The organism is Micrococcus lylae (assembly GCF_900163825.1).
Classification (GTDB): Bacteria; Actinomycetota; Actinomycetes; order Actinomycetales; family Micrococcaceae; genus Micrococcus; species Micrococcus lylae.
This window is the reverse complement of sequence record NZ_FUKP01000022.1, coordinates 1-26,393: the sequence shown is the minus strand read 5'-3', so window position 1 is coordinate 26,393 and position 26,393 is coordinate 1. Positions and strand designations below refer to the sequence as shown.

Annotated in this window: 20 protein-coding genes and 1 riboswitch; of the genes, 13 read left to right on the top strand and 7 right to left on the bottom strand. The window is 71.7% G+C overall.

From position 1 onward, the window contains the following. The first annotated feature begins 230 nt into the window (after positions 1-230). The 6 genes from purS to FM125_RS03800 all read left to right on the top strand — a co-directional run bounded on the left by purS (position 231) and on the right by FM125_RS03800 (position 7,843). A complete protein-coding gene (gene purS / locus FM125_RS03825) occupies positions 231-497 on the top strand; it encodes a phosphoribosylformylglycinamidine synthase subunit PurS (protein WP_067189266.1) in 267 nt (88 codons plus the stop codon). Further along, positions 497-1,291, top strand: coding sequence for a phosphoribosylformylglycinamidine synthase subunit PurQ (gene purQ, locus FM125_RS03820; RefSeq protein WP_070637169.1), 795 nt, complete (start codon positions 497-499; stop codon positions 1,289-1,291). Before purS ends, purQ begins: the two co-directional genes overlap by 1 nt. Next, the gene (gene purL, locus FM125_RS03815) at positions 1,288-3,594 is read left to right on the top strand and encodes a phosphoribosylformylglycinamidine synthase subunit PurL (protein ID WP_087133689.1); all 2,307 of its coding nucleotides are present in this window, start codon (positions 1,288-1,290) and stop codon (positions 3,592-3,594) included. The genes purQ and purL overlap by 4 nt, the downstream gene beginning before the upstream one ends. Positions 3,595-3,833: 239 nt before the next feature. Next, on the top strand, positions 3,834-4,517 hold the full coding sequence (locus tag FM125_RS03810) for a LysE family translocator (protein ID WP_087133688.1): 684 nt from the start codon (positions 3,834-3,836) through the stop codon (positions 4,515-4,517). Between the two features lie 162 nt (positions 4,518-4,679). After that, positions 4,680-7,343 (top strand): HAD-IC family P-type ATPase, encoded by a 2,664-nt coding sequence (locus FM125_RS03805; RefSeq protein ID WP_087133687.1) that lies wholly within the window; start codon positions 4,680-4,682, stop codon positions 7,341-7,343. Between the two features lie 152 nt (positions 7,344-7,495). After that, positions 7,496-7,843 carry a YtxH domain-containing protein gene (locus tag FM125_RS03800; protein ID WP_087133690.1) on the top strand — a complete coding sequence of 116 codons (348 nt, stop codon included), beginning with the start codon at positions 7,496-7,498 and terminating at the stop codon, positions 7,841-7,843. A 111-nt stretch (positions 7,844-7,954) separates the two neighbouring features. On the opposite strand, the gene FM125_RS03795 is transcribed toward FM125_RS03800, so the two are convergent. Together FM125_RS03795 and FM125_RS03790 are read right to left on the bottom strand one after the other, a co-directional pair. Next, entirely contained in the window at positions 7,955-8,827 is an 873-nt protein-coding gene (locus FM125_RS03795) for a hypothetical protein (RefSeq protein WP_087133686.1), read from the bottom strand. Positions 8,828-9,015: 188 nt separating this feature from the next. After that, positions 9,016-10,431, bottom strand: a complete 1,416-nt coding sequence (locus FM125_RS03790) for an LLM class flavin-dependent oxidoreductase (RefSeq protein ID WP_087133685.1) — start codon at positions 10,429-10,431, stop codon at positions 9,016-9,018. A gap of 504 nt (positions 10,432-10,935) precedes the next feature. Here FM125_RS03790 and FM125_RS03785 point away from each other — a divergent pair. Continuing rightward, positions 10,936-12,336, top strand: a complete 1,401-nt coding sequence (locus FM125_RS03785) for an MFS transporter (protein WP_087133684.1) — start codon at positions 10,936-10,938, stop codon at positions 12,334-12,336. On the opposite strand, the gene FM125_RS03780 is transcribed toward FM125_RS03785, so the two are convergent. Together FM125_RS03780 and FM125_RS03775 are read right to left on the bottom strand one after the other, a co-directional pair. Beyond that, positions 12,300-13,556 carry an acyl-CoA dehydrogenase family protein gene (locus tag FM125_RS03780; protein ID WP_087133683.1) on the bottom strand — a complete coding sequence of 419 codons (1,257 nt, stop codon included), beginning with the start codon at positions 13,554-13,556 and terminating at the stop codon, positions 12,300-12,302. The two genes, FM125_RS03785 and FM125_RS03780, sit on opposite strands and share 37 nt — an antisense overlap. A 54-nt stretch (positions 13,557-13,610) precedes the next feature. After that, complete coding sequence (locus tag FM125_RS03775; protein ID WP_087133682.1) at positions 13,611-14,354, bottom strand: acyl-CoA dehydrogenase family protein; 744 nt, start codon at positions 14,352-14,354, stop codon at positions 13,611-13,613. 11 nt (positions 14,355-14,365) lie between these two features. Then, positions 14,366-14,470: riboswitch (SAM riboswitch) on the bottom strand. A gap of 299 nt (positions 14,471-14,769) precedes the next feature. Between FM125_RS03775 and FM125_RS03770 the strand changes: the two genes are divergently transcribed. Then, a complete protein-coding gene (locus FM125_RS03770; protein WP_087133681.1) occupies positions 14,770-16,962 on the top strand; it encodes an AMP-binding protein in 2,193 nt (730 codons plus the stop codon). Between the two features lie 145 nt (positions 16,963-17,107). On the opposite strand, the gene FM125_RS03765 is transcribed toward FM125_RS03770, so the two are convergent. Continuing rightward, positions 17,108-17,833 (bottom strand): hypothetical protein, encoded by a 726-nt coding sequence (locus FM125_RS03765; RefSeq protein WP_067189243.1) that lies wholly within the window; start codon positions 17,831-17,833, stop codon positions 17,108-17,110. Positions 17,834-18,146: 313 nt separating this feature from the next. Next, the gene (locus FM125_RS03760; protein WP_087133680.1) at positions 18,147-19,046 is read right to left on the bottom strand and encodes a siderophore-interacting protein; all 900 of its coding nucleotides are present in this window, start codon (positions 19,044-19,046) and stop codon (positions 18,147-18,149) included. Between the two features lie 249 nt (positions 19,047-19,295). Here FM125_RS03760 and FM125_RS03755 point away from each other — a divergent pair, with 249 nt between their 5' ends. The 5 genes from FM125_RS03755 (at position 19,296) to hutG (ending at position 25,609) form a co-directional block, all read left to right on the top strand. After that, the gene (locus tag FM125_RS03755) at positions 19,296-20,783 is read left to right on the top strand and encodes an MDR family MFS transporter (RefSeq protein WP_087133679.1); all 1,488 of its coding nucleotides are present in this window, start codon (positions 19,296-19,298) and stop codon (positions 20,781-20,783) included. A gap of 474 nt (positions 20,784-21,257) precedes the next feature. Further along, positions 21,258-22,076: a DUF1648 domain-containing protein gene (locus FM125_RS03750; protein WP_087133678.1), complete on the top strand. Its 819-nt coding sequence runs from the start codon at positions 21,258-21,260 to the stop codon at positions 22,074-22,076. Between the two features lie 395 nt (positions 22,077-22,471). Further along, on the top strand, positions 22,472-23,887 hold the full coding sequence (locus FM125_RS03745) for an O-acetylhomoserine aminocarboxypropyltransferase/cysteine synthase family protein (RefSeq protein WP_245829779.1): 1,416 nt from the start codon (positions 22,472-22,474) through the stop codon (positions 23,885-23,887). Further along, positions 23,884-24,399 carry a CoA-binding protein gene (locus FM125_RS03740; protein ID WP_087133676.1) on the top strand — a complete coding sequence of 172 codons (516 nt, stop codon included), beginning with the start codon at positions 23,884-23,886 and terminating at the stop codon, positions 24,397-24,399. The genes FM125_RS03745 and FM125_RS03740 overlap by 4 nt, the downstream gene beginning before the upstream one ends. A 139-nt stretch (positions 24,400-24,538) precedes the next feature. After that, on the top strand, positions 24,539-25,609 hold the full coding sequence (gene hutG, locus FM125_RS03735) for a formimidoylglutamase (protein WP_087133675.1): 1,071 nt from the start codon (positions 24,539-24,541) through the stop codon (positions 25,607-25,609). 37 nt (positions 25,610-25,646) lie between these two features. On the opposite strand, the gene FM125_RS03730 is transcribed toward hutG, so the two are convergent. Then, positions 25,647-26,324 carry a GntR family transcriptional regulator gene (locus FM125_RS03730; RefSeq protein WP_070637142.1) on the bottom strand — a complete coding sequence of 226 codons (678 nt, stop codon included), beginning with the start codon at positions 26,322-26,324 and terminating at the stop codon, positions 25,647-25,649. Positions 26,325-26,393: the final 69 nt, after the last annotated feature.

The window sequence follows — 26,393 nt, the reverse complement described above, 5'->3', positions numbered from 1 at the left end:
ACAACTATCATCGGCCTCATACCTCCTGCGGAGACGCTCCTCCGGCCTCACTGGCACCGGCCCGAGTCAACAACGTCATGCCCTCCTACAGCTAGACTGGGCGGGCAAGCACGCGGAGCGTCCGGCGCCCAGGCCGACGTGAGACGGCACGAGACGGCGCGCCGCCGTGCTTCCAGCACCGTCAGCAGGCCCCGCCGCGCGGGGCGCACCAGGCACATCAGGAGCAGTGGATGCCCACCATCGTCGTCGACGTCATGCCCAAGCCCGAGATCCTCGACCCGCAGGGCAAGGCCATCGCCGGAGCCCTCCCCCGCCTCGGCTTCACCGCGTTCGAGCAGGTCCGCCAGGGCAAGCGCTTCGAGCTGCACGTGGAGGGCGAGGTCACCGACCAGATCCTCGAGCAGGCCCGCACCGCCGCAGCCGAGCTGCTGTCCAACCCGGTGATCGAGGACGTCGTGAACGTCGCCGTCCTGGACGAGTCGGAGGCCTCCGCCTGATGACCGCCGAGATCCCGCTGATCGGGGACTACTCCACCCCCGGCACAGAGCTCAACGGCGCCAGAATCGGCGTCGTGACCTTCCCGGGCACGCTCGACGACGTCGACGCCGCCCGCGCCGTCCGCCTCTCCGGCGCCACCCCCGTGTCCCTGTGGCATGCGGACGAGGACGCCGCCGGCTCGCTCAAGGACCTGGACGCCGTGGTGATCCCCGGCGGCTTCTCCTACGGCGACTACCTGCGCGCCGGTGCCATCGCCCGCTTCGCCCCCATGATGGACGCCATCGCCGCGGCCGCCGGCGGCGAGGCCGGCTCCACCAGGGGCCTGCCGGTCCTCGGCATCTGCAACGGCTTCCAGATCCTCACCGAGTCCCACCTGCTGCCGGGCTCGATGATCAAGAACGACCACCTGCACTTCATCTGCCGCGACCAGGCCCTCGCCGTCGAGAACAACGAGACCGCCTGGACCCGCGACTTCGCCCCGGGCCAGCGGATCACCATCCCGCTGAAGAACCAGGATGGCCAGTACGTGGCGGACGAGCCCACGCTCGACATGCTCGAGGGCGAGGGGCGCGTGGTCTTCCGCTACCTGGACGTGAACCCGAACGGCTCCCGCCGTGACATCGCGGGCATCACCAACGCCACCGGCAACGTGGTGGGCCTCATGCCGCACCCGGAGCACGCCGTGGAGCCCGGCTTCGGCCCGGACACCGAGGACGGCCTGCGCACCGGCCTCGACGGTCTGCCGTTCTTCACGTCCGTCCTGTCCACCCTCGCCTCCGGAGGTGCCGCATGAGCCAGCAGTTCAACATCGACACCGTCGAGCACGCCGCCGCCACCCCCGAGGTCGAGCAGCCCTGGGCCGAGTTGGGCCTGAAGGAGAACGAGTACACCGAGATCAAGACGATCCTCGGCCGCCGCCCCACCGCCGCCGAGCTGGCCATGTACTCCGTCATGTGGTCCGAGCACTGCTCGTACAAGTCCTCGAAGGTGCACCTGCGCCAGTTCGGCGAGAAGCTCACCGACGAGATGAAGAAGAACCTGATGGTGGGCATCGGCGAGAACGCCGGCGTGACCGACCTCGGCGACGGCTGGGCCGTGACGTTCAAGGTCGAGTCCCACAACTCGCCCTCCTACGTGGAGCCCTACCAGGGAGCTGCCACGGGCATCGGCGGCATCGTGCGTGACATCATCTCCATGGGCGCCCGCCCGGTGGCCGTGATGGACCCGCTGCGCTTCGGCGCGATCGACCACCCGGACACCGCCCGCGTGTTCCACGGTGTGGTGGCCGGCATCGGCGGGTACGGCAACTCCCTGGGCCTGCCGAACATCGGCGGCGAGACCCGCTTCGACCCGATCTACCAGGGCAACCCGCTCGTCAACGCCCTCGCCGTGGGCGTGCTCAAGCACGAGGACCTGCGCCTGGCCAACGCCTCCGGCGTGGGCAACAAGGTGGTCCTGTTCGGTGCCCGCACCGGCGGGGACGGCATCGGAGGCGCCTCCGTGCTGGCCTCCGAGTCCTTCGACGGCGACGGCAAGCCCGCCAAGCGCCCCTCGGTGCAGGTCGGCGACCCCTTCTCCGAGAAGGTGCTCATCGAGTGCTGCCTCGAGCTGTTCCGCGGCTCCCTCGTCGAGGGCATCCAGGACCTCGGCGCCGCCGGCATCTCCTGCGCCACCTCCGAGCTCGCCTCCAACGGCGAGGGCGGCATGCGCGTGGAGCTGACGGACGTGCTGCTGCGCGATTCCACGCTGACCCCGGGCGAGATCCTCATGTCCGAGTCGCAGGAGCGCATGATGGCCGTGGTGACGCCGGAGAACGTCGCCGCGTTCGAGGCCGTCATGGCCACGTGGGACGTCGAGTACTCCTGGCTGGGCGAGGTCACCGGCGACGGCCGGCTGGTCATCACCTGGGACGGCGAGGTCATCGTGGATGTGGACCCGCGCACCGTGGCCCACGACGGCCCGGTCTACGAGCGCCCCTACGCCCGCCCGGCCTGGCAGGACGAGCTCCAGGCGGACACGTTTCGCTCCTCCGAGGCCGGTCAGCACCTGCCCGCCACGGGCGAGGAGCTGCGCGCCGCCGTCGTGGAGCTGATGAGCTCCCCGAACCTGGCGGACACCTCCTGGATCACCCGCCAGTACGACCGCTACGTCCGCGGCAACACCGCCCTGGCTGCCCCGGACGACGCGGGCGTGGTGCGCGTGGACGAGGAGACCGGCATGGGCGTGGCCCTGGCCACGGACTGCAACGACCGGTTCACCTACCTGGACCCCTACACGGGCGCGCAGGCCTCCCTGGCCGAGGCGTACCGCAACGTCACCACCGCCGGCGCGGTGCCCCTGGCCGTGTCCGACTGCCTGAACTTCGGCTCCCCCGAGGACCCGGACGTGATGTGGCAGTTCGCGGAGGCCGTGCGCGGCCTGGCGGACGGCTGCCAGGCCCTCGGCATCCCGGTGACCGGCGGCAACGTGTCCCTGTACAACCAGACGGGCAGCACGCCGATCCACCCCACCCCCACGGTGGCCGTGCTCGGCCAGTTCGACGACGTCTCTCGCCGCACCCCGTCCGGCTTCGGCCAGGACGCGGACGGCCAGGCGATCTACCTGCTCGGCACCACGGCGGACGAGCTGGACGGCTCGGAGTTCGCCCGCCTGCGCGACCACCTCGGCGGCCTGCCGCCGACGCTGGACCTGGCGAAGGAGCGCCTGCTGGGAGACCTGCTGGTCAACGCCTCGCGCGACGGCATGATCGACGCCGCGCACGACCTCTCCGGCGGTGGCCTGGCGGCGACCCTGTCCGAGATGGTGCTGCGCTTCGGCGTGGGCGCCCGGATCGTGCTGGACGGGATCATGGAGCGCGACGGCGTGGACGCGTTCACCGCCCTGTTCTCCGAGTCGCAGGCCCGCGCGGTGGTCTCGGTGCCGCGCACCGAGGAGGTCCGCTTCACGGACATGACCACGGCCCGGAACTACCCGGCGCTGCGCATCGGCGTGGTGGACGCGGAGTCCGGGGCCCTCGAGGTGCAGGACCAGTTCACCCTGCCGATCGCCGAGCTGCGCGAGGCCTGGGAGGCCACCTTGCCGAAGCACTTCGGCTGAGCCGCACCGCCGGCGCACCGGGCCGCCGTGCGGGCCGGCTGACGCCGGCGTCCCGACGACGGCCGCTCACCACGGGTTCCGCACCTGCGGGACCGAGGTGGGCGGCCGTCGTCGTCCGTCTGGTGGACCGTGTCCGGGCGCCGCGCCGCGGGCCGCCTGCACCGGCCCTATCCTGCTCGCAGGCCCACGCGAATCGGCCTCACGGCGCACGCAGACCCCGTTCCGGAAGGAGGACCGGCATGGAGTACGGCCAGGCGCTGCTGGCGTTCACCGGCGTCGCCCTGCTGCTGACGGTCACGCCGGGGCTGGACATGGCCCTGGTGCTGCGCTCAGCGCTGACGAGGGGACACTCCCACGCGCTCGTCACGGGTCTGGGCGTCTGTGCCGGTGCCCTGATCTGGGGGCTGGCCGCGGCGGTGGGCATCGCCGCACTGCTCGCGGCCTCGGACCTGGCCTACACGGCTCTCAAGGCGGTCGGTGCCGCCTACCTGATCTGGCTCGGCGTCTCCATGATCCGCGCAACGCTCAGGCGAGGCGGGCAGGAGCCCGACCCCGTGACGGACATGCTGGAGACGGTCCCCGCGGGCCCCGGCCCGGCCCCCGCTGCCGCACCTGCGGAAAGGCTTTCCCGCGGTTCCCTGCGCGGGTTCACCACGAACCTGCTGAATCCGAAGGTGGGCGTCTTCTATCTGGCGCTGATCCCGCAGTTCATGGCGCAGGGCGTGCCCGCCTGGCTCATGGGGCTCTCGCTGGCCGGCGTGCACGCGGCGCTGACACTGGTGTTCTTCGCCGTGCTCATCGCCGCTGCGCACGCCTTCCGCCGGCTGTTGACGGGCACGCGTGCGACCGACTGGATCGACCGTGTCACCGGCGGCGTCCTGCTGCTGTTCGGCGGCCTCCTCCTGCTGGACGACGCCCGCTGAGCGCCTGCGGTGCGGGCCGGGCGCACCACCGCCGCCGGATCTCCTCCCTGAGTCGGATACGGCGGCCCACAGCCCCCGATTAGAGTGGGTCACCGGCCCGCAGTCTGCCCCGCGGGCCGGGCGGGGATCCGCCCGCCAGGACCACAGGAGGGACGCACCGGGATGACAGCCGAGGACGGGACGACGTCGGCCACCGGCCTCCACGCCTCCGGCCCCTCCCGGTCCTCCGGCATGCCCACCGGCGTACCCGCCGGGGACCTGACCGGCCTGACCTCGGCGCAGGTCGCCGAGCGTGTGGCCGCCGGCAAGACCAACGCCCAGCCAGACGACACGTCTCGCTCGCTGGCCATGATCCTCCGTGTCCACGTCCTGACCCTGTTCAACCTCACGATCGGCCTGGCCGCCGCTGTGGTGATCGTGCTCGGCCGATGGCTGGACCTGCTGTTCTGCCTGGCCGCCGTGGCCAACGTGGTCATCGGTGTGGTCCAGGAGTACTCGGCCAAGCGGAAGCTGGAGAAGATCGCGCTGCTGCACCAGGACGGCGTCACGGTGGTCCGGGACGGCTCCCGGAAGACCGTCGCCCTGGCGGATGTGGTCCTGGACGACCTGGTGGCGCTGCGCCGCGGCGACCAGGTGCCGGTGGACGCCGAGGTCCTCACCGCGGAGGGTCTGGACCTGGACGAGTCCCTGCTCACCGGCGAGTCGGACGCGGTGCCGAAGCGCCCGGGGGACACCGTGCTCTCCGGGTCCGCGGTGATCGCCGGCGCCGGCCTGGTGCGGGCCACCGCGGTCGGCGCGGACTCGCACGCCTCCAGGCTCGCGGCGCAGGCCCGCCGCTTCACCAAGATCTCCTCCGAGCTGCGCGGGGCCCTGGAGAAGGTGGCCTCCTGGATCACGTTCGCCCTGATCCCGATCGTGGCGGTCATCGTCCACGGCCAGGTGCAGGCCTTCGGGGGCTGGTCCTACGCCCTGGCGAACCCGCGCGAGGCGGCCCTGGAGCCGGCCCTGGTGGCGTCCGTGGCCGCGGTGACCAGCATGATCCCGCAGGGCCTGGCGCTGATGACCACCATCTCCTTCGCCGTGGCCGCGCTGAAGCTGGCTCGAGAGCAGGTGCTGATCCAGGAGCAGCCGGCGGTGGAGATCCTCGCCCGCGTGGACGTGGTCTGCGTGGACAAGACCGGCACGCTCACCGAGGGCGGCATCGTCTTCCACGGCGCCCACCCCTGGGACACGGATCCTGCGGTTCCGTCCGCCCTTGACGACGACGGCGCCCGTGCCTCCGCCTCGGGCCGCGCCCGGGACGGGGACGTCGCCTCCGCCGGAGAGCTGCTCACGGCTGCCGAGCCGGCCGGGGCCTCCACCCTCTCCCCCGCTGCCCGGGCCGTGCTGGCCGTGGCCGGCGCGGACCCGGACGCCAATCCGACGGCCGCCGCCCTGCGGGAGCCGTTCGCCGAGGTCCCGGACGTGCGCCCGGCGCAGGCGGTGGCGTTCTCGAGCGCCCGCCGCTGGTCCGCGCTCGCCTTCGACGCGGCCGCCGAAGAGCAGGTCCCCGGCCTGGCGGGCACCTGGCTGATGGGTGCCCCGGAGGCGCTGGTGGATGTGGAGACGATCGGTGTGCAGGGTGCGGAGGAGCTGACCGCCCGCTGCACGATCACCGCGGACGCGGGGCTGCGCACGATCCTGCTGTGCCGCACGGACCGCCCGCTGGACGGCGACCGCCTGCCCTCGGGCATCCGCCCGGTCGCGATCCTGACCTTCGCCGAGGACGTGCGCGAGGACGCCGCGGAGACCCTGGACTACTTCCGGGAGCAGGGCGTGCAGATCAAGGTGATCTCCGGAGACAGCCCCCGCACGGTGGCGGCCGTCGCCCGCGAGGTCGGCATGGAGCTGGCCGGGGAGGCCGTGGACGCCCGTCGGCTGCCGGAGGATGCGGACGAGCTCGCCGACGTCATGGACGCCCACGAGGTGTTCGGCCGGGTGAGCCCGGAGCAGAAGCAGTCCATGGTGAAGGCCCTGCAGGCACGCGGCCACGTGGTGGCCATGACCGGCGACGGCGTGAACGACGCCCTGGCGCTGAAGTCCGCGGACCTCGGCATCGCCATGGGCAACGCGGCGCCCGCCACGAAGGCGGTCTCCCGCCTCGTGCTGCTGGACGGGAGGTTCGCGCGCCTGCCCTCCGTGCTCAAAGAGGGCCGCCAGGTCATCGCGAACATGGAGCGCCTGGCGCACATCTATCTGACCAAGACCACCTACGCCGCCTTCTTCGGGGTGGTCTTCTCCCTGCTGTTCTGGCAGTTCCCGCTGCTGCCGCGTCAGGCCTCCACGGTGGACTTCCTGATGATCGGCCTGCCGACGTTCTTCCTGGCACTGCTGTCCAACCCGCGCCGCTACGTGCCCGGATTCCTGAAGCGGGCCCTGCTGTTCGCGGTCCCGTCCGGCACGGTGATCCTGCTCGGCCTGCTCGCCCTCGGCGCCTACATCCGCCTGTTCGCCGCCGTCCCGGCCTCGCCCGCCCAGCAGCAGGCGGCCGCCATGATCACGCTGACGCTCATGGGCCTGTGGGTGCTCACGGTGATGACGCGACCGTTCACGAAGCGCACGGCGGTCCTCGTGCTGGCCATGTACGCCCTGCTCGCCCTGGTGCTGGCCGTGCCGGCGTCCCGCTGGTACCACCTGATCGAGGTGCCGGCCCCGGACCTGCTGGCCGCCGCGGTGACGATCGCCGTGGCCGGATGCGCCCTGATCGAGCTGGTCCACCGCGTCCACCACGCAAGAGTGGTGAGGCCCACGCTCCACCCCGTCCCACCTGCGGCTTCGCAGGCCTGACACCACACGCCCTGGGCTGAATCCGCGCCCAGACGTTGACCTGGCGGCCTCGGTACGGCAACAGTGGGACTCAAACGGCGGATGGGCCTGACGAGTGGGGCCGCCTCGGCTCCGCAGCCCACCGCCCCCGTTCCTACAGAAGGAGAATGGACATGCGTCTGATCACCCTTGGCGTCGGTGCCGCCCTCGGCTACTTCCTCGGTTCCCGTGAGGGCCGCCAGAACCTGAACAAGATGACCAACAACGCCCAGAAGTTCTGGAACGACCCGAAGACCCAGGAGAAGGTCTCGCAGGTCCAGGGCCAGGCCACCCAGAAGTGGGAGGAGGCCAAGTCCAACGAGAAGGTCCAGAACCTGACCTCCACCGTCCAGCACAAGGTGGACGACGCGAAGGGCAAGGTCTCCGGCAACGGCGACAGCGCCGTCAAGGCCGACGCCGACGTGGTCTCCGACCCGTCCACCCCGATGTCCTCCGAAGGCCCGGCCGGCGCTCAGAACTGAGCCGTCTGCGCCTGAGGCGCGATGCGAAGGCCCCCGATCGTTCCCGGTCGGGGGCCTTTGTGCGCATGCACACCAGCCGGACGGTCAGCCCTGACCGTCGAGTCCGGGCGGTCAGCCCTGGCCGTCGATGCCGGGCGCCTCGCGGACCTCGTCTTCCGCGGGGGCCTCGACCTCCTCCACCGAATCCCAGTCGGAGAACGCCATCTCGGTGGCAGGGGCCTTCTCACCGTCCTCGCCCTCTTCACCCCGGAGCTCCAGGGCGAGGAGCTCGCCGTCCGAGTCCACCACGAAGGCGTGCACCAGGGACATGTCGAGCTCGTTCAGGGCGGCCGCACCCTGGTCCAGACCGTCGGAGTCCTCCCCCTCGGTCTCCGCTTCCTGGGCAGCGGACTCGGCGATGTCCTGGGGGATCTCATAGCGGTAGGCCTTCTCACCGTCGCGGTCGACCTCCTGCGCCTCCGCGTCAACGCCCTCGAGGGCGCCGGCGTCAGGAAGCTTGGCCAGCATCGACTCACGCAGAGAGCCGATCATGCCCCTCTGGTCTTCCGGGACGTCCTGGGCGATCCACTTGTCCCCCAGGCCCATCATCGATTTGGCGTTCTGGTCCAGGTCTTCGCCGTCCACGTCCATGCGGATGTAGCCCTTCTCTCCGACCTCGCGCACCTCCATGGAGAAGTCCCCCTGGTCGGCCTTCATGCGCATGGTCAGCTGGCCGTTCGGCTCCCCGGTGCTCCCGGAGGCCTCGAGGGTGCCGGAGGCCGCACCGCCCTGCAGCGCCTCCTCGGGAAGCTCCGCCGTGAGCCGGAAGGACTCGGCCTCCGCGAGCTGCTCCCGGACGCCGTCCCATGCCTCACCAGCGGAGTCCGGGCCGCCGCAGGCGGAGAGCGTCAGGGCGGCCGTGACGGCCAGGGCGCCCAGGCCGAGGCGGGACAGCGCACCTGCGGCGGAACGGTCGGCGGCGGTGCGGGGCGTCGAGGAGAACACGCGGGGATCCTTCCGTCGGGGTGCAGGGATCTGTCCTCCACGGTACCCGGCGGGCGCTGCGGCCGGAGGCGGGGGACCGTCGGCGGGGCGCTGCCGCCGGAGGCGGGCGCAGCGGCCGAAGGCGGGGCGCCCGCCGGGGGCGAGGGGCCGCCGGGGGCGAGGGGCCGTCGTCGGGAAGAGGGCCCGGATCAGCCCAGGGTGACCTGCGCGGCCCGGTGGGTCGGCTTCACCCGGTCTCCGGCGCCGAAGAGCTTGTGGCGCAGCGTCCCGTCCGTGTACGCGGTCTTGTAGCGGCCGAGCCTCTGCAGCTGAGGCACCACGAACTCCACGATGTCCTCGAAGGTGCCGGGAGTGATGTGGTAGGCGAGGTTGAAGCCGTCCACGTCCGTCTCGTCGGCCCAGTCCGCGAGCTGACGGGCCGCGGACTCACCGCCGCCCACGATCACGGGACCGAAGCCGCCGATGCCCACCCACTCGGCGAGCTTGCGCACCGTCCACTCCTCGTCCGTGCCGGAGGCCTTCTGGAAGGTCTCCACGGTGGACTGGATGGCGTTCGACTCCACGTCTCCGATCGGCTCGTCCAGCTCGTACCGGGACAGGTCGATGCCCATCCAGCCGGACATCAGCACGAGGCCGCCCAGCGAGTCCACGTACTGTGCCAGGTCGTCGTACTTGGCCCGCGCGTCCTCGTCGGTGGCGCCGGTGACCACGGTCTGCATCGCGAAGATCTTCACGTCGTACGGGTCGCGGCCGGCCTCCGCCACCGCCTGGCGGATCTTCTTCACGGTGGCCGCCGCCAGCTCCTTCGTGGGGGAGTTGATGAACACGGCCTCGGCGTGCTTGCCGGCGAAGGCGCGGCCGCGTGTGGAGGCGCCGGCCTGGTAGATCACGGGGGTGCGCTGCACGGACGGCTCGGTGACGGCGTGGCCGGGGACCTTGAACCACGTGCCCTCGTGGGCGATGTCATGGACCTTGGCCGGGTCCGCGAACACACCAGAGGCCTTGTCATAGACGACGGCGTCCTCCTCCCAGGACTTCTCGAGCAGCTTGTACACGACGTCGAGGTACTCATCCGCGTGGTCGTACCGTTCGTCGTGCTCCATCTGGTCGTCCTGGCCCATGTTCTGGGCGGCGGAGGGCAGGTAGCCGGTGACCACGTTCCAGCCCACGCGGCCGCCGGTGAGGTGGTCGAGCGTGGCGAGGCGGCGTGCGAATGGGTAGGGGTGCTCATAGGCGGTGCCGGCGGTGACGCCGAAGCCGAGGTGCTCGGTGACCGCGGCCATCGCGGAGACGAGCAGGAACGGATCGTTCACGGGGGTCTGCGCCCCGGTCCTGACGGCGGCCTCGGAGGTGCCGCCGTACACGGAGTACGGGCCGAGGACGTCGGCGATGAACAGCCCGTCGAACAGGCCCTTCTCCAGCGTCTGCGCCAGGTGCGTCCAGTAGCCGAGGGTGTTGTAGTCCCGGGCGCGGTCCTCCGGGTGCCGCCACAGCCCGGGCGACTGGTGGGCCACGCAGTTCATGTCGAACGCGTTGAAGAGGATCTCGCGGTTCGTGTCCGGACCGGCGGATGCTGCGGCTCCGGCCTTCTCGGCAGTGCTCATGGGGTGCTCCTTCAGCGCTTCTGGTGCGGGAACCGGCCTCGGCGGGGTGCGCGAGTCCGGGCGGCTGGGACCATGCAACGCCTCCGCCGGTGTGCTGCGGTAGTCGGTTGCCGCAGAGGCTTCACGACGGCGGCGCCGTCGCCTCGCGTGCCTCCGGCGCCGGGTTCGTGACGTCGCCGTCGGGCCGAACCAGGGGGGCCATCGCGCCGAACCAGAGGAAGTGGCCACTTCGGCATGCCGCGAAGGGACCGAAGTCTCTGGCTCGACGACGGCGGCGGGCCGAATCAGGGGAGTCGCCGCGCCGAACCAGAGGAAGTGGCCACTTCGGCATGCCACGAAGGGACCGATGTTTCTGGCTCGACGGCGGCGGGCCGGAAGCGCAGTCCGGTAGGGTGACGGCCATGTTCCATGTGATGAAGCTCCACGCCTGATCCGACGCGATCGCACCCCCTCGCCCCGTGCGAGGGGTCTTGACCGTGTCCGGATCCCATAGAGAGCTCTTCCATGAACACCCCTCCCCTGCCGGGGCCGCATCCTGCCCCTGCTCATCACTCTGGCGGGCGTGCCGCCGCCGACCTCGGAACCCGCCGCAGACTTCTGGCCTCCAACGGCCTCGATGCCGCCGGCGTGCAGCTGCTGGACACTGTGCTGGCGGTCGTCGTGGTCACCTCGCTCGGCTTCGGCGCAGCCGAACTCGGCCTGCTGAACGCCCTCGGCGCACTGTCCTTCCTACTGCTCGCCGTGCCGATCGGCGCGGCCACCGACGCCTGGGGACCGGCCCGCATGCTCGTCGCCTCACTGGCGACGAAGACCGTGCTGGCCGGGACCATGCTCGGCCTCTACGTGAGCGGGGTGCTGTCCACAGCGGCGGTGCTGGTGCTGGCCACGCTGCTGGGCGTCTGCACGGTGGCGAGCGAGAATGCGCAGACTGCGGTGGTCCCGCAGGTGACCGCTCGAGACCAGGTGTCCGCCCTCGTCTCGCGGATGGCGGCCGCAGACGCTGTCGCCGGGATCGTGGCACCGGGCGGCGCAGGTCTCCTGCTCGCCCTGTCCGCTCCGGGGGTGCCGTGGGGCGTGGCTGTCGGGCTCTTCGTCCTCGCCCTGGTCGGGGTCCGTGCGCTGGTGCGCAGAGTCAGCAGTGTCGGCCGCCAGGACGCGGACGGCGGGGCGGACGACGTGGTCGCCACAGATGCAGACGCCGACGTCGAGACCGGTGACGGACCAGACACCGACGGCCAGGGTCTGCGCGAGGGCTGCACACCAGAAGCACCCAGGCCCGGCCTGCTGCACGGATTCCGGATCATCGCCGGGAACCGCCTGCTGCTGGCGACCACTCTGCTCGTCACCGCCGGCAACATCGGCCTGGCGGTCGGGGACACGGTGGAGCCGCTGCTGGTGCTGCGGCACCTGGACCTCGGGCCGGCGTTCTTCGGCCTGCTGGGCACGGTGGCCGCCGTCTCGGCGCTGGCGGCGAGCGCCGTGGCCTCACGGATCACCGAGGCAGTGGCACCGCGGAGGCTGTTCGCGTTCGGGGCGCTGGTCCAGGCCGGGGTGGCCACACTGCCGCTGGCCGCGTATCTGCGTCCGGAGGCCGGGAGCGTGCTCATGGCTCTCTTCGCCGCCCTGTGGGCCCTCACCCTGACGGTGACCAACGTGGCCGGGGCCGCCTTTGCGGCACAGACGGTGCCCCCGGGATCCCTCGGCCGCACCTTTGCTGCACGGCGCATGGTGACCATGGGATGCGTCCCCGTGGCCGCCCTCGGCGGAGGGCTGCTGGGCGAGCTCGCCGGCCTGGCCGCTCCACTGGTGCTCTGGCCGGCGCTGGCACTGATCGCGGCGGCGGCCTTCTTCGTGCTGACCCGCCCGCCTCAGCGTTCGGCCGGCACGTCCCCGGCGGAGGTGTAGGCGATCGGCACGGTGCCGTTGACCAGGTGGTCCCCGGCGATGCGGACCTTGAAGGAGGCCGGGTCATGGGTGGCGATGGTGCGGGCATTGCGCCAGTGGCGGTCCAGCTGCAGGACGGTGGACGTCGACGACGCCCCGAGGGTGTCGAAGATGTGCGTGCAGACATCGAGCACGAACTGCGGCACCACCGCCTGGGCACGGTAGGCGGCGATCATGGCGTCGTCCCAGGCGGAGGCGAGGCGGCCGTCGTCGTGGTTCCCGCCCGCCTCCAGGCCGGCGGCGACGTCCATGGCCCGGCCCACCACGCGGACCATCTCCTCGGCGGCCGAGACCTGCCCGGCCATGCGCCCGACGATCTCCAGCAGCTGCGGGTCCTGCTGCGGGCGCTCGGCGGTGCCGGTGTTGAAGGTGCGGCGGCGCCGGCGCAGCAGGTCCACGCCCTCGGCGAGCGCGGCCCGGGCGACGCCCACCTGCAGCGCCAGCAGGGATGCCTCCTCCAGCACCGGGACCGGGCCGTGGGGGCGCGGGATCTCCAGCAGGTCCTCGGCGGCGGCGCCGTCCAGCAGCACCGAGCCGGTGGCGGTCATGCGCTGGCCGAAGCCGTCCCAGTCGTCCTTGATGCGCACCCGTGGCTGGCGGACGCGGACCACGGCCACGGCACGCTCGGGCTCCCGGACCACGCCGCCGGCGCGCTTGGAGTTGCGGCGGGACACCAGGTCCGCACCCTCCATGCCGACCGTGACGATGGTCCACGTGGCGAAGGCGGTGCCCGTGGCGTAGTACTTCTCACCCGTGACCACCCAGGTGCCGCCCTCGTCCTTCGTGGCGGTGGTGGCGGCCTTCCCCGGGGCGGCGCCGGAGCGCTCGGCGAGCGCGGAGCCGCCCCACTCTCCGGAGGCCAGGTGCCTGAGCCAGCGGCGTCGGATCTTCTCAGGCTGGTCGTCCACCGCGGCCACGAACACCAGGTGCGAGCGCCACAGATGGGCGGTGTTCACGTCCTGGGCGGCCAGGTCCATGAGCAGGCGCAGCACGTCCTCGTGCCCGGCCCCCTCGCCGCCGGCCTCCGCGGGGACGGAGACCATCCCGAGCCCGGCCTCCCGCAGCTGCTGCTGCACCGCGAACGGCAGGTGCCGGCCGGCCTCACGCGCCCGGTCGCCCTTCCCCACCGCGGCGAAGAGGTCGGTGAAGCGGTCGGCGAGGTCGGTGTAGGTGCTGCTCATGGCATCCATGCTGACACGACGACGGCCGCTCGGGCTGGGTGCGCACCGTGCGTCTCACGGTGCGCACCGAAAGCCCCTCCCCTCGATCCGTTCCGGAGCGCTTCGGGCGTGCTCCGGAACGGATCGAGCCCCCGGATTCGCGGGTCCCCGAGAAGACAGCGCCCTCGATCCGAAAGAGAGTACGCGGCGCGGTCTCCGCTTCGGATCGAAGGTGCTGGGGTCGAGGGCTCTTACCCGGGTGTGGGTGGAGAACAGGGACGCGGTGGCGTAGCCCTTGCGCCCGGTGAGGACCGCGCCGCCGCCCGGACGGGGCTCGAGCCGGGTGTTGAGGGTGCCCAGTGCGTTGCCCGAGGTCTCCGTGGATGCGTTGCCCACGGTGGCTCCCTCGAGGATCAACCGGTACCAGCGCTCCTGCTGGGCGGACGATTTGTGGCGCAGGGACTCCAGGAACCCGTAGTGGGAGCGGTACTGGTGGGCCACGTTCGAGTCGGCGGCCGCCAGCTCCACCAGCAGGGCGGTCAGCGTCCGCACGCTCACCTCCGGTCCCCCGTGGGAGCGGGGAACGCGCAGGGTGGCGAAGCCGGCGGCGTTGAGCTCGCGGATCTGCTCGTACGGCAGGGTGCGGTTCACGTCCCGCTCGGCGGCGCCGGCGGCGATGCGCTCGAAGATCGGGGCGAACCGCTGCCGCAGTCGAGCGAGGTCGTCGGTGTCCGGGACGTCCGGGGTGACGGCCAGCGGCGGACGGGTGGGGACCGCGTTCACGGTCGGGTCGTGGGGTGCGGTGAGGGGCGCGGACATGCGCGGGCTCCTTTCCATCGGTCCCGGCGGTAGCACCGTCCCGACCCTGCCGGGCAGGGATGAGGGGGTTGCTGCGGCGTCGTCGATCCGGATCTCTCGGCCGCTCTGGATGGGTCGGCCACAGCACAGCACGGCCCCGCCCGGCCACGGAAGGCAGCCGCCTCACGTCCGTCATGGACACCCTCGCCGGACGGGCGTCGCCCGTCGGCGCCGCCCAGATGACCTGGCGCAACGCGTCCACGCCCACCAGCCGGACCGGCACCGCGTCTGCGGCACACCGCGGGCCTACCGTGGATGCGCACACCATCCGGAGCGGCACCAGAGACCTGGCTCTTCGACGCCGCAGCAACCCGGGTCCGCCGCCTCCCCGCGGGCTGCGGGTGCTCCCGCCAGGACCGATGGAAGGAGACACCCCATGCCCGTGTCCGCAGCCGGCACCGCCGCGGCCGTCGCCGAGACGGCCCTCCCCGCGCCGGATCCCGTCCGCGGCCCGAACGACGGCGTCCCCGCCGCCGCCCTGGCCACGCTGCCCGGTCCGCTGCCGCAGTCCCTGGTGGACGCAGCGGACCCGGACGTCCACCCGGGACGGCCCGCGGGACGGGCCCATGGAGGTCGGGGCGACGGCGCCGTCGTCGCCGAATCCGACCGACTCGCCCTCTGGGAGGCGGTGGGCCGCCGGCTGACCTGGGACACGGACTTCACCCAGGTGACGGACACGGTCCCCACGGACGCGGCCGCCGGGGCCGCCCCGCAGATCCGCTGGTACGCGGACGGGCGGCTCAACGTGGCGTACAACTGCGTGGACCGGCACGTGGAGGCCGGGCGTGGGGAGAAGGTGGCGCTGTACTTCGAGGGCGAGCCCGGGGACCGCCGGGCGGTGACCTACGCGCAGCTGCAGCGCGAGGTCGCCCAGGCCGCGAACGCCCTCGAGGAGCTGGGCATCGAGGCGGGCGACCGCGTCGTCGTGTACCTGCCCGTGCTCGTGGAGACGATCGTCATCACGCTGGCGTGCGCGCGGATCGGCGCCGTGCACTCGCTCGTGTTCGGCGGGTTCTCGGCGGAGGCGCTGCGGTTCCGCGTCGAGGACACCGGGGCGAAGCTGCTGGTCACCACGGACGGCCAGTTCCGCCGGGGCACGGCCGTGCCGGTGAAGGCCAACGCGGACGAGGCCGTGTCCGGGGACAACGCGATCGAGCACGTCCTCGTCCTGGACCGCACCGGCCACCGGGACATCCCGTGGACCGAGGGCCGGGACCTGTGGTGGCACGACGTCGTGGACCGCCAGCCGGACGTCCACACCCGGCGCGCCTTCGACGCGGAGCACCCGCTGTTCATCATGTACACCTCCGGCACCACGGGGCAGCCGAAGGGGCTCGTGCACACCTCCGGCGGGTACCTCGCCGCGGCCTCGTGGACGCACGACTTCCTGTTCTCCCACCCGGACCCGGCACGGCGCGACGACGACGTCCACTGGTGCACCGCGGACCTGGCCTGGGTCACCGCCCACACCTATGAGATCTACGGGCCGCTGAGCAACGGCGTCACCCAGGTCATCTACGAGGGCGTGCCGAACGCCCCGCACCCGGGCCGGCACTTCGAGGTCATCCAGCGCTACGGGGTGACCAGCTACTACACGGCTCCCACACTGATCCGATCGCTGATGGGCTGGCACCCGGACGGCGTGCCCGCGGAGTACGACCTGTCCTCGATCCGCCTGATCGGCACCGTCGGCGAGGCGGTGAACCCGGAGGCCTGGGTGTGGGCGCGCACGCAGATCGGCCGGGACGCGCTGGACCGGCTGGACGGTCAGGCCGCCGCGGCGGGTAGGGCGCCGGTGCCCCGCGACGGCGCCGTGGGCGTGCCGATGGTGGACACCTGGTGGCAGTCCGAGACCGGCTCCACCGTGCTCTCCCCGCGCCCGACCGACACCGTCTTCAAGCCCGGCTGCGGATCCCGCCCGCTGCCGGGTGTGGACGTGGACGTGGTGGACGACGACGGCACCTCAGTCGGCGCCCACCTGCAGGGGAAGATCGTGGTCACCCGGACCTCCCCGTCCATGGCCCGCACCGTGTGGGGGAACCCGCAGCGGTTCTACGACTCCTACTGGGCCGACTACGCGCGGCAGGGCTGGTTCCTCGCCGGGGACGGCGCCAAGCGGGACGATGACTCGGACGTGTGGATCCTCGGGCGCATCGACGACGTCATCAACGTCTCCGGTCACCGACTGTCCACCATCGAGATCGAGTCGGCGCTGGTGGCACACCCGGAGGTGATCGAGGCCGGGGTGTGCCCGGTCCCGGATCCGAAGACCGGGCATGCGGCGGTGGCCTTCGTGGTGGCGCACGAGCGGTTCGCCGTGGCCGGCCGCCCGGAGGAGACCGCGGAGCAGGCCGAGCAGCTGCGGCGGCACGTGGCGCGGGTGATCGGCCCGGTGGCGAAGCCGGCGCACGTGGTGTTCGTGCCGGACGTGCCGAAGACCCGGTCCGGCAAGATCATGCGGAGACTGCTCACGCAGCTGTTCACCGGTGACGCCCTCGGGGACACCACGAGCCTGCAGAACGAGCCGTGCGTGGCGGAGATCGAGAAGGCGGTCGCCGCCCGCCGGTGAGGTTCTGACGACCTCCGCCCCCGACGTTTTCGCTCGCGAAACGGGAGGCGTCGCCTCCCGTTTCGCGAGCGAAAACGAGTGGGGAGTCCGGCGGGGAACCGGCGGCAGGCGCCGGAAACAACCGGGCTCCCCTCACGAGTGGATGTCAGGGGTTCATGAGATCGGACTGGTCGACGACCTCGTCCTCTGCTGGCGCCTCCGGAGCCTCCACCTCGTTCCAGTCGGTGAACGTCACGACGGCTTCCTGGCCGCCGTCCTCGGTCTTCGTGCCCTCCACCCGGAACAGCGTGTTGTCATCACGGTCCACGTAGTAGACGTCCCCGGCGTCCTCGCTCTCAAGGAGATCCTCAGGGATCACGTACTTGTCGTACTTCTCACCGTCGATCTCGACCTCTTCGGCCTCGATGTCGTGGCCGTCGAAGTGATCGCTCTTCGGCATGTCCTCCACCATCTGGTCCACCAAGGAGGACATCGCGAACTCGCCCATGCCCTCGGCCTCCGAGGCGGACATCTTGAGCCACTTGTCGCCGAGCATCTCGGTGAAGGCATTGTCCTCGCCGTCGGACTTCACCTTCAGGTACGCATCCCCGTCCAGCCTCATGACCTCCATGTTCACGGGGTCTCCGCCCATGGGGATGTTCATGGTGCCCTTCATGTGGGAGTCGTCCGTGGCGCCGGCCAGGTCGACGGTGCCCGTGCTGTCGTCCTCCTCACCGGTGGCCTCCATGTTGATACGCAGGCTCTCGGCCTCCTCGAAGTTCTTGCGAACCTCCGGCCAGGCCTCATCCAGGGTGGGCGCGGAGCCGCAGGCGGTGAGCAGCAGGCTACCGGCGGCGAACATGCCGGCGGCGATGGACACACGGTTCTTCATGGTTGGTCCCCTCGTCAATGATCGTGGAGGAAGGCCGGACGCCCGCCTCCGAACTCTATGTTCCCCCATAGAATCACAACGGATTCCACCCGCGTCCACCCCTGACGAACGTGGACCGGCACCGTGGCCGGACGCCTCCACCCTTCCCCGGCCAGACGCCCCCACCCCTCCCCGCAGCGTCTTCGCTGGTGAAGTGGGAGGCGCCCCCCCTTCCCGTTTCACGAGCGAAAACGCCAGGGGCGGGCGGAGGGGAGAAACGCCAGGGATGGGGGCGTGAGACCAGGGATGGGAGACGGGAGAACAGGGCAGCGGGTCAGTCGTCGTCGAAGATCTTGCCGATCGGCTCGCGCTTCTCCGCCTGGAACGCCTCCTCCGCACGGCCGTGGGCCCAGTATGCGGAGACGGACAGTTGCCTGCGGTCCAGCCCACGCACGTCGGTCAGGTGCCTCCGGGCCCGCTTCACCTGCTCGCGCTCACCGTGGACGAACGCCTGCACGCGGCCCGGCCCGAACTCGAGCTCCTCGAGCGCGTCCACCCAGAGCGCGGTCTGCGGGCTGAAGTCCCCGCCGCGGTGCAGCCAGCGGACCTGGACTCCCTCCGGCGCGGCGAACTCCTGCTCGTCCTGCTCTCCGGACACCTCGATCAGTGCCACGCCCCGCGCCTGCGGCAGCCGTGCGGCCATGTCCTCGCACGCGGCGGCCAGAGCCGGCAGTGCCGCCTCGTCGCCGGCGAGCACATGCCAGTCCGCGTCCTCGTCCGGCCGGTAGGCGCCGCCGGGCCCGAAGAACGCGACCTTCTCCCCCGGCTGCGCCTGCGCAGCCCACGGGCCGGCCAGGCCCTCGTCCCCGTGCACCACGAAGTCCACGGCCACCGTCTGCGCCCGTGCATCCACCGCGCGGACGGTGTAGGTCCGGCGCACGGGCATCTGCTCGGGGGCCAGCCGCTCCCGCAGCACGTCCATGTCATAGGGCGGTTCCAACCCGAGCGCGGGATCGGCGAACAGCAGCTTGATGTACTGGTCGGTCGCCCTCTTCGCGGCCCAGCGCTCGTGGAACGCGGCGAACCCGTCGCCGCCGAGCACCACGCGCACCATGTGGGGGGTCAGCTGCTCGGTGCGGACCACCTCCAGCACCGTCTGCGGTCGCGGCGGACGGCCGCCCCCGGCGGGGGCGGCGGTCGAGGCGGAGTTGCGGGCGCCGTCGTCGTTCTTCACGGAAAGCTGCCTCCAGGGGATCGGCGGGGAATACGAAACGTCTGTCTCACCTTATCCATTGTGCGGTCGAACGGACACCAGGCGGCGGTGCCCCACTAAGATCCTCGGAGGCTTTCAACCGCCCACTTTGAACCACCGGGAAGGGAAACAGACCATGACCGCTCGGACCGGACTCGTGCGCGCCTGGAATGCCGGCGGCGCCCCCGGCGAGACCCTCCAGGCCGCCCTGCCTCAGCAGCGGGTCGCCGCATGACCGCCGGCAAGGCGCAGCCGGGCACCGACGCGCAGTCCTCCGCCCACTCCCTGCCCACCGGCCCCGTCCCTGTCGCCCTCGCCCCCGGCACCGGCCGCCTCATCGGCCTGCTCGTGTCCGCGGCCTTCGTGGTGATCCTCAACGAGACCATCATGTCCGTGGCACTGCCGCGGCTGATGGCCGAGTTCTCGGTTTCCGCCGCCACCGCACAGTGGCTGTCCACCGGCTTCATGCTGACCATGGCGGTGGTGATCCCGTTCACCGGGTGGGTGATGAACCGGTTCACGGTGCGGCAGGTGTTCGTCTTCGCGATGAGCACGTTCACGATCGGCACCGTGGTGGCCGGCCTGGCCCCGCTGTTCTCGGTCCTGCTGGCCGGGCGCGTCGTCCAGGCCGTCGGCACGGCCATCATGATGCCGCTGCTGATGACCACCGTGCTGAACGTGGTCCCCGTCTCCCGTCGCGGCCGGGTCATGGGCATCATCTCGATCGTCATCGCAGTCGCTCCGGCCGCCGGGCCCACCGTGGGCGGCGTGATCCTGGAGCACCTGACGTGGCGCTGGATGTTCGGCGCCGTGTTCCCCATCGCCCTGGCCGCCCTGGTGGCCGGCGCCCTGTGGGTCCGCAACGTCACGGAGCCGGAGAAGATCCGCCTGGACGGATTCTCCGGCGTGCTGTGCGCGCTCGGCTTCGGCGGCCTGATCTTCGGCCTGTCCAGCATCGGCGAGGCCGCCGGCGGTCACGCGCCGGTCGCCCCATGGATCCCGCTCGCCGCCGGCGCCGTGTTCCTCGCGTTCTTCGCCTACCGGCAGGTGCGCCTCGGGGACGACGCCCTGCTGGACCCGCGCACGCTCGCCCGGCCCACCTATGCCACGGCCCTGTGCTGCATGCTCGTGACGATGATGTCCCTGTTCGGCGTCATCATCCTGCTGCCGATGTACTTCCAGCAGGTCCTCGGCTGGACCACACAGGAATCCGGCCTGGCCCTGCTGCCCGGCGGTGCCGCGATGGCCGTCCTCGGCTACGTGGTCGGCAACCTCTACGACCGGGTGGGGCCCCGTCCCCTGCTCATCCCGGGCTCGCTGCTGGCCGCCGGTGCGCTCTGGGGCTACACGTTCCTCTCCCCGCAGTCCACGGCGGCGTTCGTGATCACCCTGCACATCGTCATGAGCGTGGGCCTGTCCATGATGTTCTCCCCGCTGATGACCACCGCCCTGTCCTCTCTGCCGCGCCGCCTCTACGCGCACGGCTCTGCGCTGCTGTCGACCCTCCAGCAGGTGGCGGCGGCCGCCGGCACCGCTCTGTTCATCACCCTGCTGACCGTGGGCACGGCCGGGTCCGCCGCCCACGGCTCGGACCAGGTCGCCGCCACCATGGACGGTGTGCACCTGGCCCTGCTGGCGGGCGCCTGCGTGTTCAGCCTCAACGTGGTGGCCGTCTGGTTCGTGAAGCGCTCCTCGAACGAGGCCGCAGACGCCCACTGACGCGGCCTGACACTCCGCGCAGCCCAGTGGCCACGAGCCGATCGTGGCGCACGTCACGATGTGATCGAAGCGCAACGCAACGGCCAGACAATGCCCAGCGGCGTCTGCGCCTGCGGTCAGGGCCGCCCCCTAGCGTGGAGCACGCCTCATCAAGGTGCGAGTGATGAATCACAACTGAACAGCAGAAGCCCCGGGCCTCGATCATCAACGCGTCCCCCTCACGCGACCGAGCCCGGGGCTCTGCACGTCCGAGGCCGGGCGGCGCGCAGGCACCGCGCCCCGCAGGCGCGGCACCTCTGCGGGTGCGGCACCTCTGCGGGTGCGGCACCTCTACAGGCGCGACCTCTACAGGCGCGGAACTTCCGCAGCCCTCATGGACCCCCCTCGATAGACTCGTAGGCCACCAGCCCGTTGAGACCAGGCCCCGATGAGATCCGGCCGCAGCGCCGCGGCCCCGAGGGGAGGCTTCTACCGATGACCCACCAGCCGCCGCACGCCCCCGGCTCCCCCGACGACGGCCGCCTCCAGAGGCAGGAGCGTCGCCTCGTCCGCAGGGCCAGGCCGAAGGCGTGGCTGCCGTTCGTCGTCACCGCCGCCCTGGGCCTCGCCCTCGTCGCGTGGGTGCTCCTCGCCCTGCCGGGCCTGCCGGAGCAGATCCCGACGCACTGGGGCCCGAGCGGGTCCCCGGACGCCTGGGCGGGCACGTCCTTCGGCGCTGTGGCGCAGGGAGCGCTCATCGGCCTGGGCAGCGCCGCCGCCCTGGCCGTCGTCGCAGCCCTCGCCCCGTCCCTGTCCACCACCCCGCAGGACCGCTCCGGCTGGGCGCGCGTACGCGGCCACGGCCTGCACTTCGGCATGGTCTCCGCGCTGGGCTGGATCAGCCTGCTGATACTGCTCGCCGCGGCCCCGACCACCGTGCACGTCCTGCTCGGACGCACCGCCGGGCTGCCCTGGTGGCTGATGCCCCTGGTCTTCACCGGGCTCATGGTGGGCGTCTTCGCGGCCCTGTCCCTGTCCATGCGGCACTGGCGCCGCTGGTCCGAGGACGTCGCCACCGAGCTGGGGCACCATGCGTCTGCCCAGGAGCGGGCGGAGGAGGAACGCTGGACCGCCACCGGCATGATGAACGACCCGGATGAGCCGAACATCGTGGTGAACAAGCGCGAGGGCTACGGAGTGGGGACCACCGTGAACATCGGCTCTCCGGGCGGTCGGCGCCTCTACCGGGGCTTCGTCCTGGTGTTCGCCGTCGGCCTGCCGGCGGTCCTCTGGATCACTGCCTGGCCCGGCTGAGCGGTTCCAACGATTGAGACACAGATCACTCGACATCCGGACTGCCAGGCAATGACCAGGCTCGTTTGCGAGAGCCTCAAGGGTGACCGCCTAGCGTCGTAGACGCCTCATCAAGGTGCGAGTGATGATGGACAACTGAAAAGCGGACGCCCCGGCGTCGACCACCATGCGTACCCCCTCGCGCGGTCGGCACCGGGGCGTCCGCCTGTCCAGGACCCCCTCAGGGCCCCGCAGCCGCGCCGGCTGCGGGGCCCGGCCGCCTCTGCGTGACCTCGCACAACCTTCCGGCCTGCCGAGCCCCCTGGGCCGGGCGCACCATGGACACCACGACGACGGCCGCCTCCCCGCCGCGCGTCCGTCGCCCGTGCCTGTGGCCGACGACCGGAAGGATCCCCGTGGCAGACCCCCGCCCCGCCACGCACGAGTTCGGGTTCCGCACGAAGGCGCTGCACGCCGGCGCCGTCCCCGACGCCGTGCACGGCTCCCGTGCGGTGCCGATCCACCAGAGCAGCTCCTTCGTGTTCGAGTCCGCGGACGACGCGGCGAACCTGTTCGCGCTGCAGAAGTACGGCAACATCTACTCGCGCATCGGCAACCCGACCGTCGCGGCGTTCGAGGAGCGCATCGCGACGCTCGAGGGCGGCATCGGCGCGGTGGCCACCGCCTCCGGCATGGCCGCGGAGTTCATCACCTTCGCCGCCCTCTGCGGCGCCGGGGACCACATCGTGGCCTCCTCCAAGCTCTACGGCGGCACCGTCACCCAGCTGGACGTCTCGCTGCGCCGCTTCGGTGTGGAGACCACCTTCGTGGACTCCTCCGAGGCCGCGGACTTCGAGGCCGCGGTCCAGGAGAACACCAAGGCCGTCTACACCGAGATCGTCGCCAACCCCTCCGGGGACATCGTGGACCTGCCGGGCCTGGCGGAGGTCGCGCACCGGCACGGCATCCCGCTCGTGGTGGACGCGACCCTCACTCCCCCGTACCTGATCCGGCCGATCGAGCACGGAGCGGACATCGTCATCCACTCGGCCACCAAGTTCCTGGGCGGCCACGGCACCACCCTCGGCGGCGTGGTCGTGGAGTCTGGCGCCTTCCCGTGGGACAACGGGAAGTTCCCGCAGATGACCGATCCGGTGCCCTCCTACGGGAACGTCTCCTGGTGGGGGAACTTCGGTGAGTACGGCTTCCTCACCAAGCTGCGCTCGGAGCAGCTGCGGGACTTCGGTCCGTCCTTGGCCCCGCAGTCGGCGTTCCAGCTGCTGATCGGTGTGGAGACCCTGGCCCAGCGCATGGACGCCCACCTGGCCAACGCGCAGCAGGTGGCCGCCTGGCTGGACGAGGACCCGCGCGTGAGCTGGGTCCGCTACGCCGGTCTTCCCTCGCACCCGCACCACGAACGGGCACAGGCGCTGCTGCCCCGTGGCGTCGGCTCGGTGTTCAGCTTCGGCGTGGCCGGCGGCGAGCACCGCGGCGGGCGCGAGGCCGGCGCGGAGTTCATCGCGAACCTGCAGCTGGCCAGCCACCTGGCCAACATCGGCGACGCCAAGACCCTCGTGCTGCACCCGGCCTCCACCACCCACCAGCAGCTCACCGCCGAGCAGCTGGTCGCCGGCGGCGTCCCCGAGGACCTCATCCGCCTCTCGGTGGGCATCGAGGACGTCGAGGACATCCTCTGGGACCTGGACCAGGCGCTCACCGCCGCCACCGGCACCACACGCGACGGCGAGCCGGCTCCGGGAACGGACGCGGCCGTCGTCGGGAAGCCGGAGAAGACCGCCGGCAACGGCACTGAAGAAGGAGGCCTGAGATGAGCACCGTCATCCCCGAACGCACCTGGACCGGCCCCACGGCCCCGGAACGGCTGGCGATCCTGCGCCGTACGCGCAGCATCGCGATCGTGGGCGCCTCGGACAAGCCCGCGCGCGCCTCGTACTTCGTGGCCACCTACCTACTGAGCTCCACCACGTTCGACGTCTACTTCGTGAACCCGGTGCTGGCCGAGGCCGGGAAGACGATCCTGGGCCACGAGGTCTACGCCTCCCTGGCGGACCTGCCCGTGCAGCCGGACCTCGTGGAGGTGTTCCGCAAGGCCTCCGACGCCCCGGAGATCGTCCGTGAGACCCACGCCGCCGGTGCGAGGACCGTCTGGCTGCAGCTGGGCATCTGGAACGAGGACGCCGCACGCCTGGCCGAGGAGCTCGGCCTGGACATCGTGATGGACCGCTGCGTGAAGATCGAGCACGCCCGCTTCCACGGCGGCCTCAACCTCGCCGGGTTCGTGACCGGAGTGATCAGCTCGAAGCGGCAGACGATCGACCGGTGAGGCCCTGGGCCTGCGCCGGGCCAGAGGGTTCGGCCACGTCACGACGCGTTGAAGGGGCCAGTCCTTCTGGCTCGGCGCGTGTGACCTCCGGGCCGGCCCCGGCTTGCCCTGTGGGGGCGATCAGGCGTGGGATGGGGTCATGACCTCCGAGCTCTCCGCCCCGTCCCCCTCCTCCGCCCCCGGGTGGTCCGGCCGCACCGACGGCGAGACCGCCGAACACCTCCGCTGGCACCAGGTGGTCCGTGCCGCCTCGTCTGCAGCGTCCCTTCCCGACGACGGCTCCTCCGCCGCCTCGGACGTCGCCTCCTCGTCGCCCTCCGGTGCCGGGGGTGGGCGGTCGACCGCGCTCGTCGGGTTCTCCTCGGACGAGGGCGTGCGCCGCAACAGCGGACGCATCGGTGCCTCGGAGGGGCCCCACGCGCTGCGTGCTGCGCTCTCCCCGCTGTCCTACCGCCCGGAGACCGGCGCCCTGTCGGACCACGGCGACGTGGTGGTCCGCCTCGGCGACGAGGAACACCCCGGCGACCTCGAAGACGGGCAGCGGGCCCTCGGCGAGAGGATCTCCGGACTGCTGGACGAGCACGACCTCACCGTGGTCCTCGGTGGCGGTCACGAGACCGCCTACGCCTCCTACCAGGGTCTGGCGGGATCGAAGCGCGTGGGAGCGGGCACCCGCGTGGGCATCCTCAACCTGGACGCCCACTTCGATCTGCGCGAGGAGTCCCACGCGACGTCCGGCACCCCGTTCCTGCAGGCGCTGCGTGATGCCGAAGGCTCGGACCATCGGCTCTCCTACGCGGTGGTGGGCATCAGCGAGGCCAACAACACGCGCGCGCTGTTCGACACCGCCAGCGAGCACGGTGTCGCCTGGGTGACCGACGAGCAGGCCCAGACCGCCGACATCACCGGCGTGCGCCGCTGGGTGCGCTCGTTCATCGACGCGGTGGACGTGCTCTACCTGACGATCGACCTGGACGTGCTGCCGGCCGCCGTCGCCCCGGGGGTGAGCGCACCGGCCGGATTCGGCGTGCCGTACGAGGTGATCCACGCGTGTGCGCTGGAGGCCGCCCGCTCCGGAAAGCTGGCCCTGGCCGACGTGGTGGAGCTCAACCCCTCCCTGGACGTGGACGGTCGCACGGCCAAGGCCGCGGCCCGGCTGATCCACACGATCGTCAGCCGGCACCGGACGGATGGAGGACTGCTGGCCTGAGGCCGGGCCCGGCGCGGCGGAGTGGCGATCCCCCGCCTCAGCGCCCCTCGGTCCACGGGGACGGCGGCTCGGTCCGGCCGTGGGCCGCGCGTCGGGCCGCGTAGTCCAGTGCCGAGCGCGCGAGGAAGTCATGCAGCGCCAGCACCCCGGCCCGGGCGCCCACCGGGTCCCTGCGGGTCACCGCCTCCAGCGCCGGGACATAGAACGCCCGGCCACGCTCGACCTCACCGGACAGACCCTTCGTGGTGGCGAGCCAGAACCGGCGGGACAGACCCTGGAGCGGGACCAGGGAATCGGACAGATAGCGGTTGTTCGCGATCGTGCGCAACAGCTCGTGCGAACGCCCCACGGCGGCGACGTACGCCGGCAGGTCGGACACCGCACGCAGATGGTGCACGTGGGCCTCGACGTCCGCCAACTGCTCCTCCCCCGCCCGGATGCAGGCCAGGTCCACGGCCAACACCTCGAGTGACCGCCGCACCTCGAGCCTCTCCAGCTGATCGTCCACCGAGATCGCAGGCACCTGCAGTCCACGCCCGCCGCCGGCAGAGAGCCAGTGGTCCCGGACGAGCCGCTGCACGGCCTCGCGCAGGGGCGTGCGGCCCGTTCCCGCGGCGTCCATGAGGGCCGCCTCGGTGAGGACGGCACCCGGCGGCAGCTCCCCGGTCTCGATCTTCTGCGTCAGGCGGGCGTAGGCCTCCTCCGACTTGCTCATGGGCCCAGCCTAGGTGTACCCGGCCATCACGTTGATGACACTCGTTGAGCGGGAGTCTTGCCCCCAAGC

Coding starts and splice junctions, on each gene's coding strand:
- purS (WP_067189266.1), top strand. CDS start 231: ATGCCCACCATCGTCGTCGACGTCATGCCCAAGCCCGAGATCCTCGAC.
- purQ (WP_070637169.1), top strand. CDS start 497: ATGACCGCCGAGATCCCGCTGATCGGGGACTACTCCACCCCCGGCACA.
- purL (WP_087133689.1), top strand. CDS start 1,288: ATGAGCCAGCAGTTCAACATCGACACCGTCGAGCACGCCGCCGCCACC.
- FM125_RS03810 (WP_087133688.1), top strand. CDS start 3,834: ATGGAGTACGGCCAGGCGCTGCTGGCGTTCACCGGCGTCGCCCTGCTG.
- FM125_RS03805 (WP_087133687.1), top strand. CDS start 4,680: ATGACAGCCGAGGACGGGACGACGTCGGCCACCGGCCTCCACGCCTCC.
- FM125_RS03800 (WP_087133690.1), top strand. CDS start 7,496: ATGCGTCTGATCACCCTTGGCGTCGGTGCCGCCCTCGGCTACTTCCTC.
- FM125_RS03790 (WP_087133685.1), bottom strand. CDS start 10,431: ATGAGCACTGCCGAGAAGGCCGGAGCCGCAGCATCCGCCGGTCCGGAC.
- FM125_RS03785 (WP_087133684.1), top strand. CDS start 10,936: ATGAACACCCCTCCCCTGCCGGGGCCGCATCCTGCCCCTGCTCATCAC.
- FM125_RS03780 (WP_087133683.1), bottom strand. CDS start 13,556: ATGAGCAGCACCTACACCGACCTCGCCGACCGCTTCACCGACCTCTTC.
- FM125_RS03775 (WP_087133682.1), bottom strand. CDS start 14,354: ATGTCCGCGCCCCTCACCGCACCCCACGACCCGACCGTGAACGCGGTC.
- FM125_RS03770 (WP_087133681.1), top strand. CDS start 14,770: ATGCCCGTGTCCGCAGCCGGCACCGCCGCGGCCGTCGCCGAGACGGCC.
- FM125_RS03765 (WP_067189243.1), bottom strand. CDS start 17,833: ATGAAGAACCGTGTGTCCATCGCCGCCGGCATGTTCGCCGCCGGTAGC.
- FM125_RS03755 (WP_087133679.1), top strand. CDS start 19,296: ATGACCGCCGGCAAGGCGCAGCCGGGCACCGACGCGCAGTCCTCCGCC.
- FM125_RS03750 (WP_087133678.1), top strand. CDS start 21,258: ATGACCCACCAGCCGCCGCACGCCCCCGGCTCCCCCGACGACGGCCGC.
- FM125_RS03740 (WP_087133676.1), top strand. CDS start 23,884: ATGAGCACCGTCATCCCCGAACGCACCTGGACCGGCCCCACGGCCCCG.
- hutG (WP_087133675.1), top strand. CDS start 24,539: ATGACCTCCGAGCTCTCCGCCCCGTCCCCCTCCTCCGCCCCCGGGTGG.
- FM125_RS03730 (WP_070637142.1), bottom strand. CDS start 26,324: ATGAGCAAGTCGGAGGAGGCCTACGCCCGCCTGACGCAGAAGATCGAG.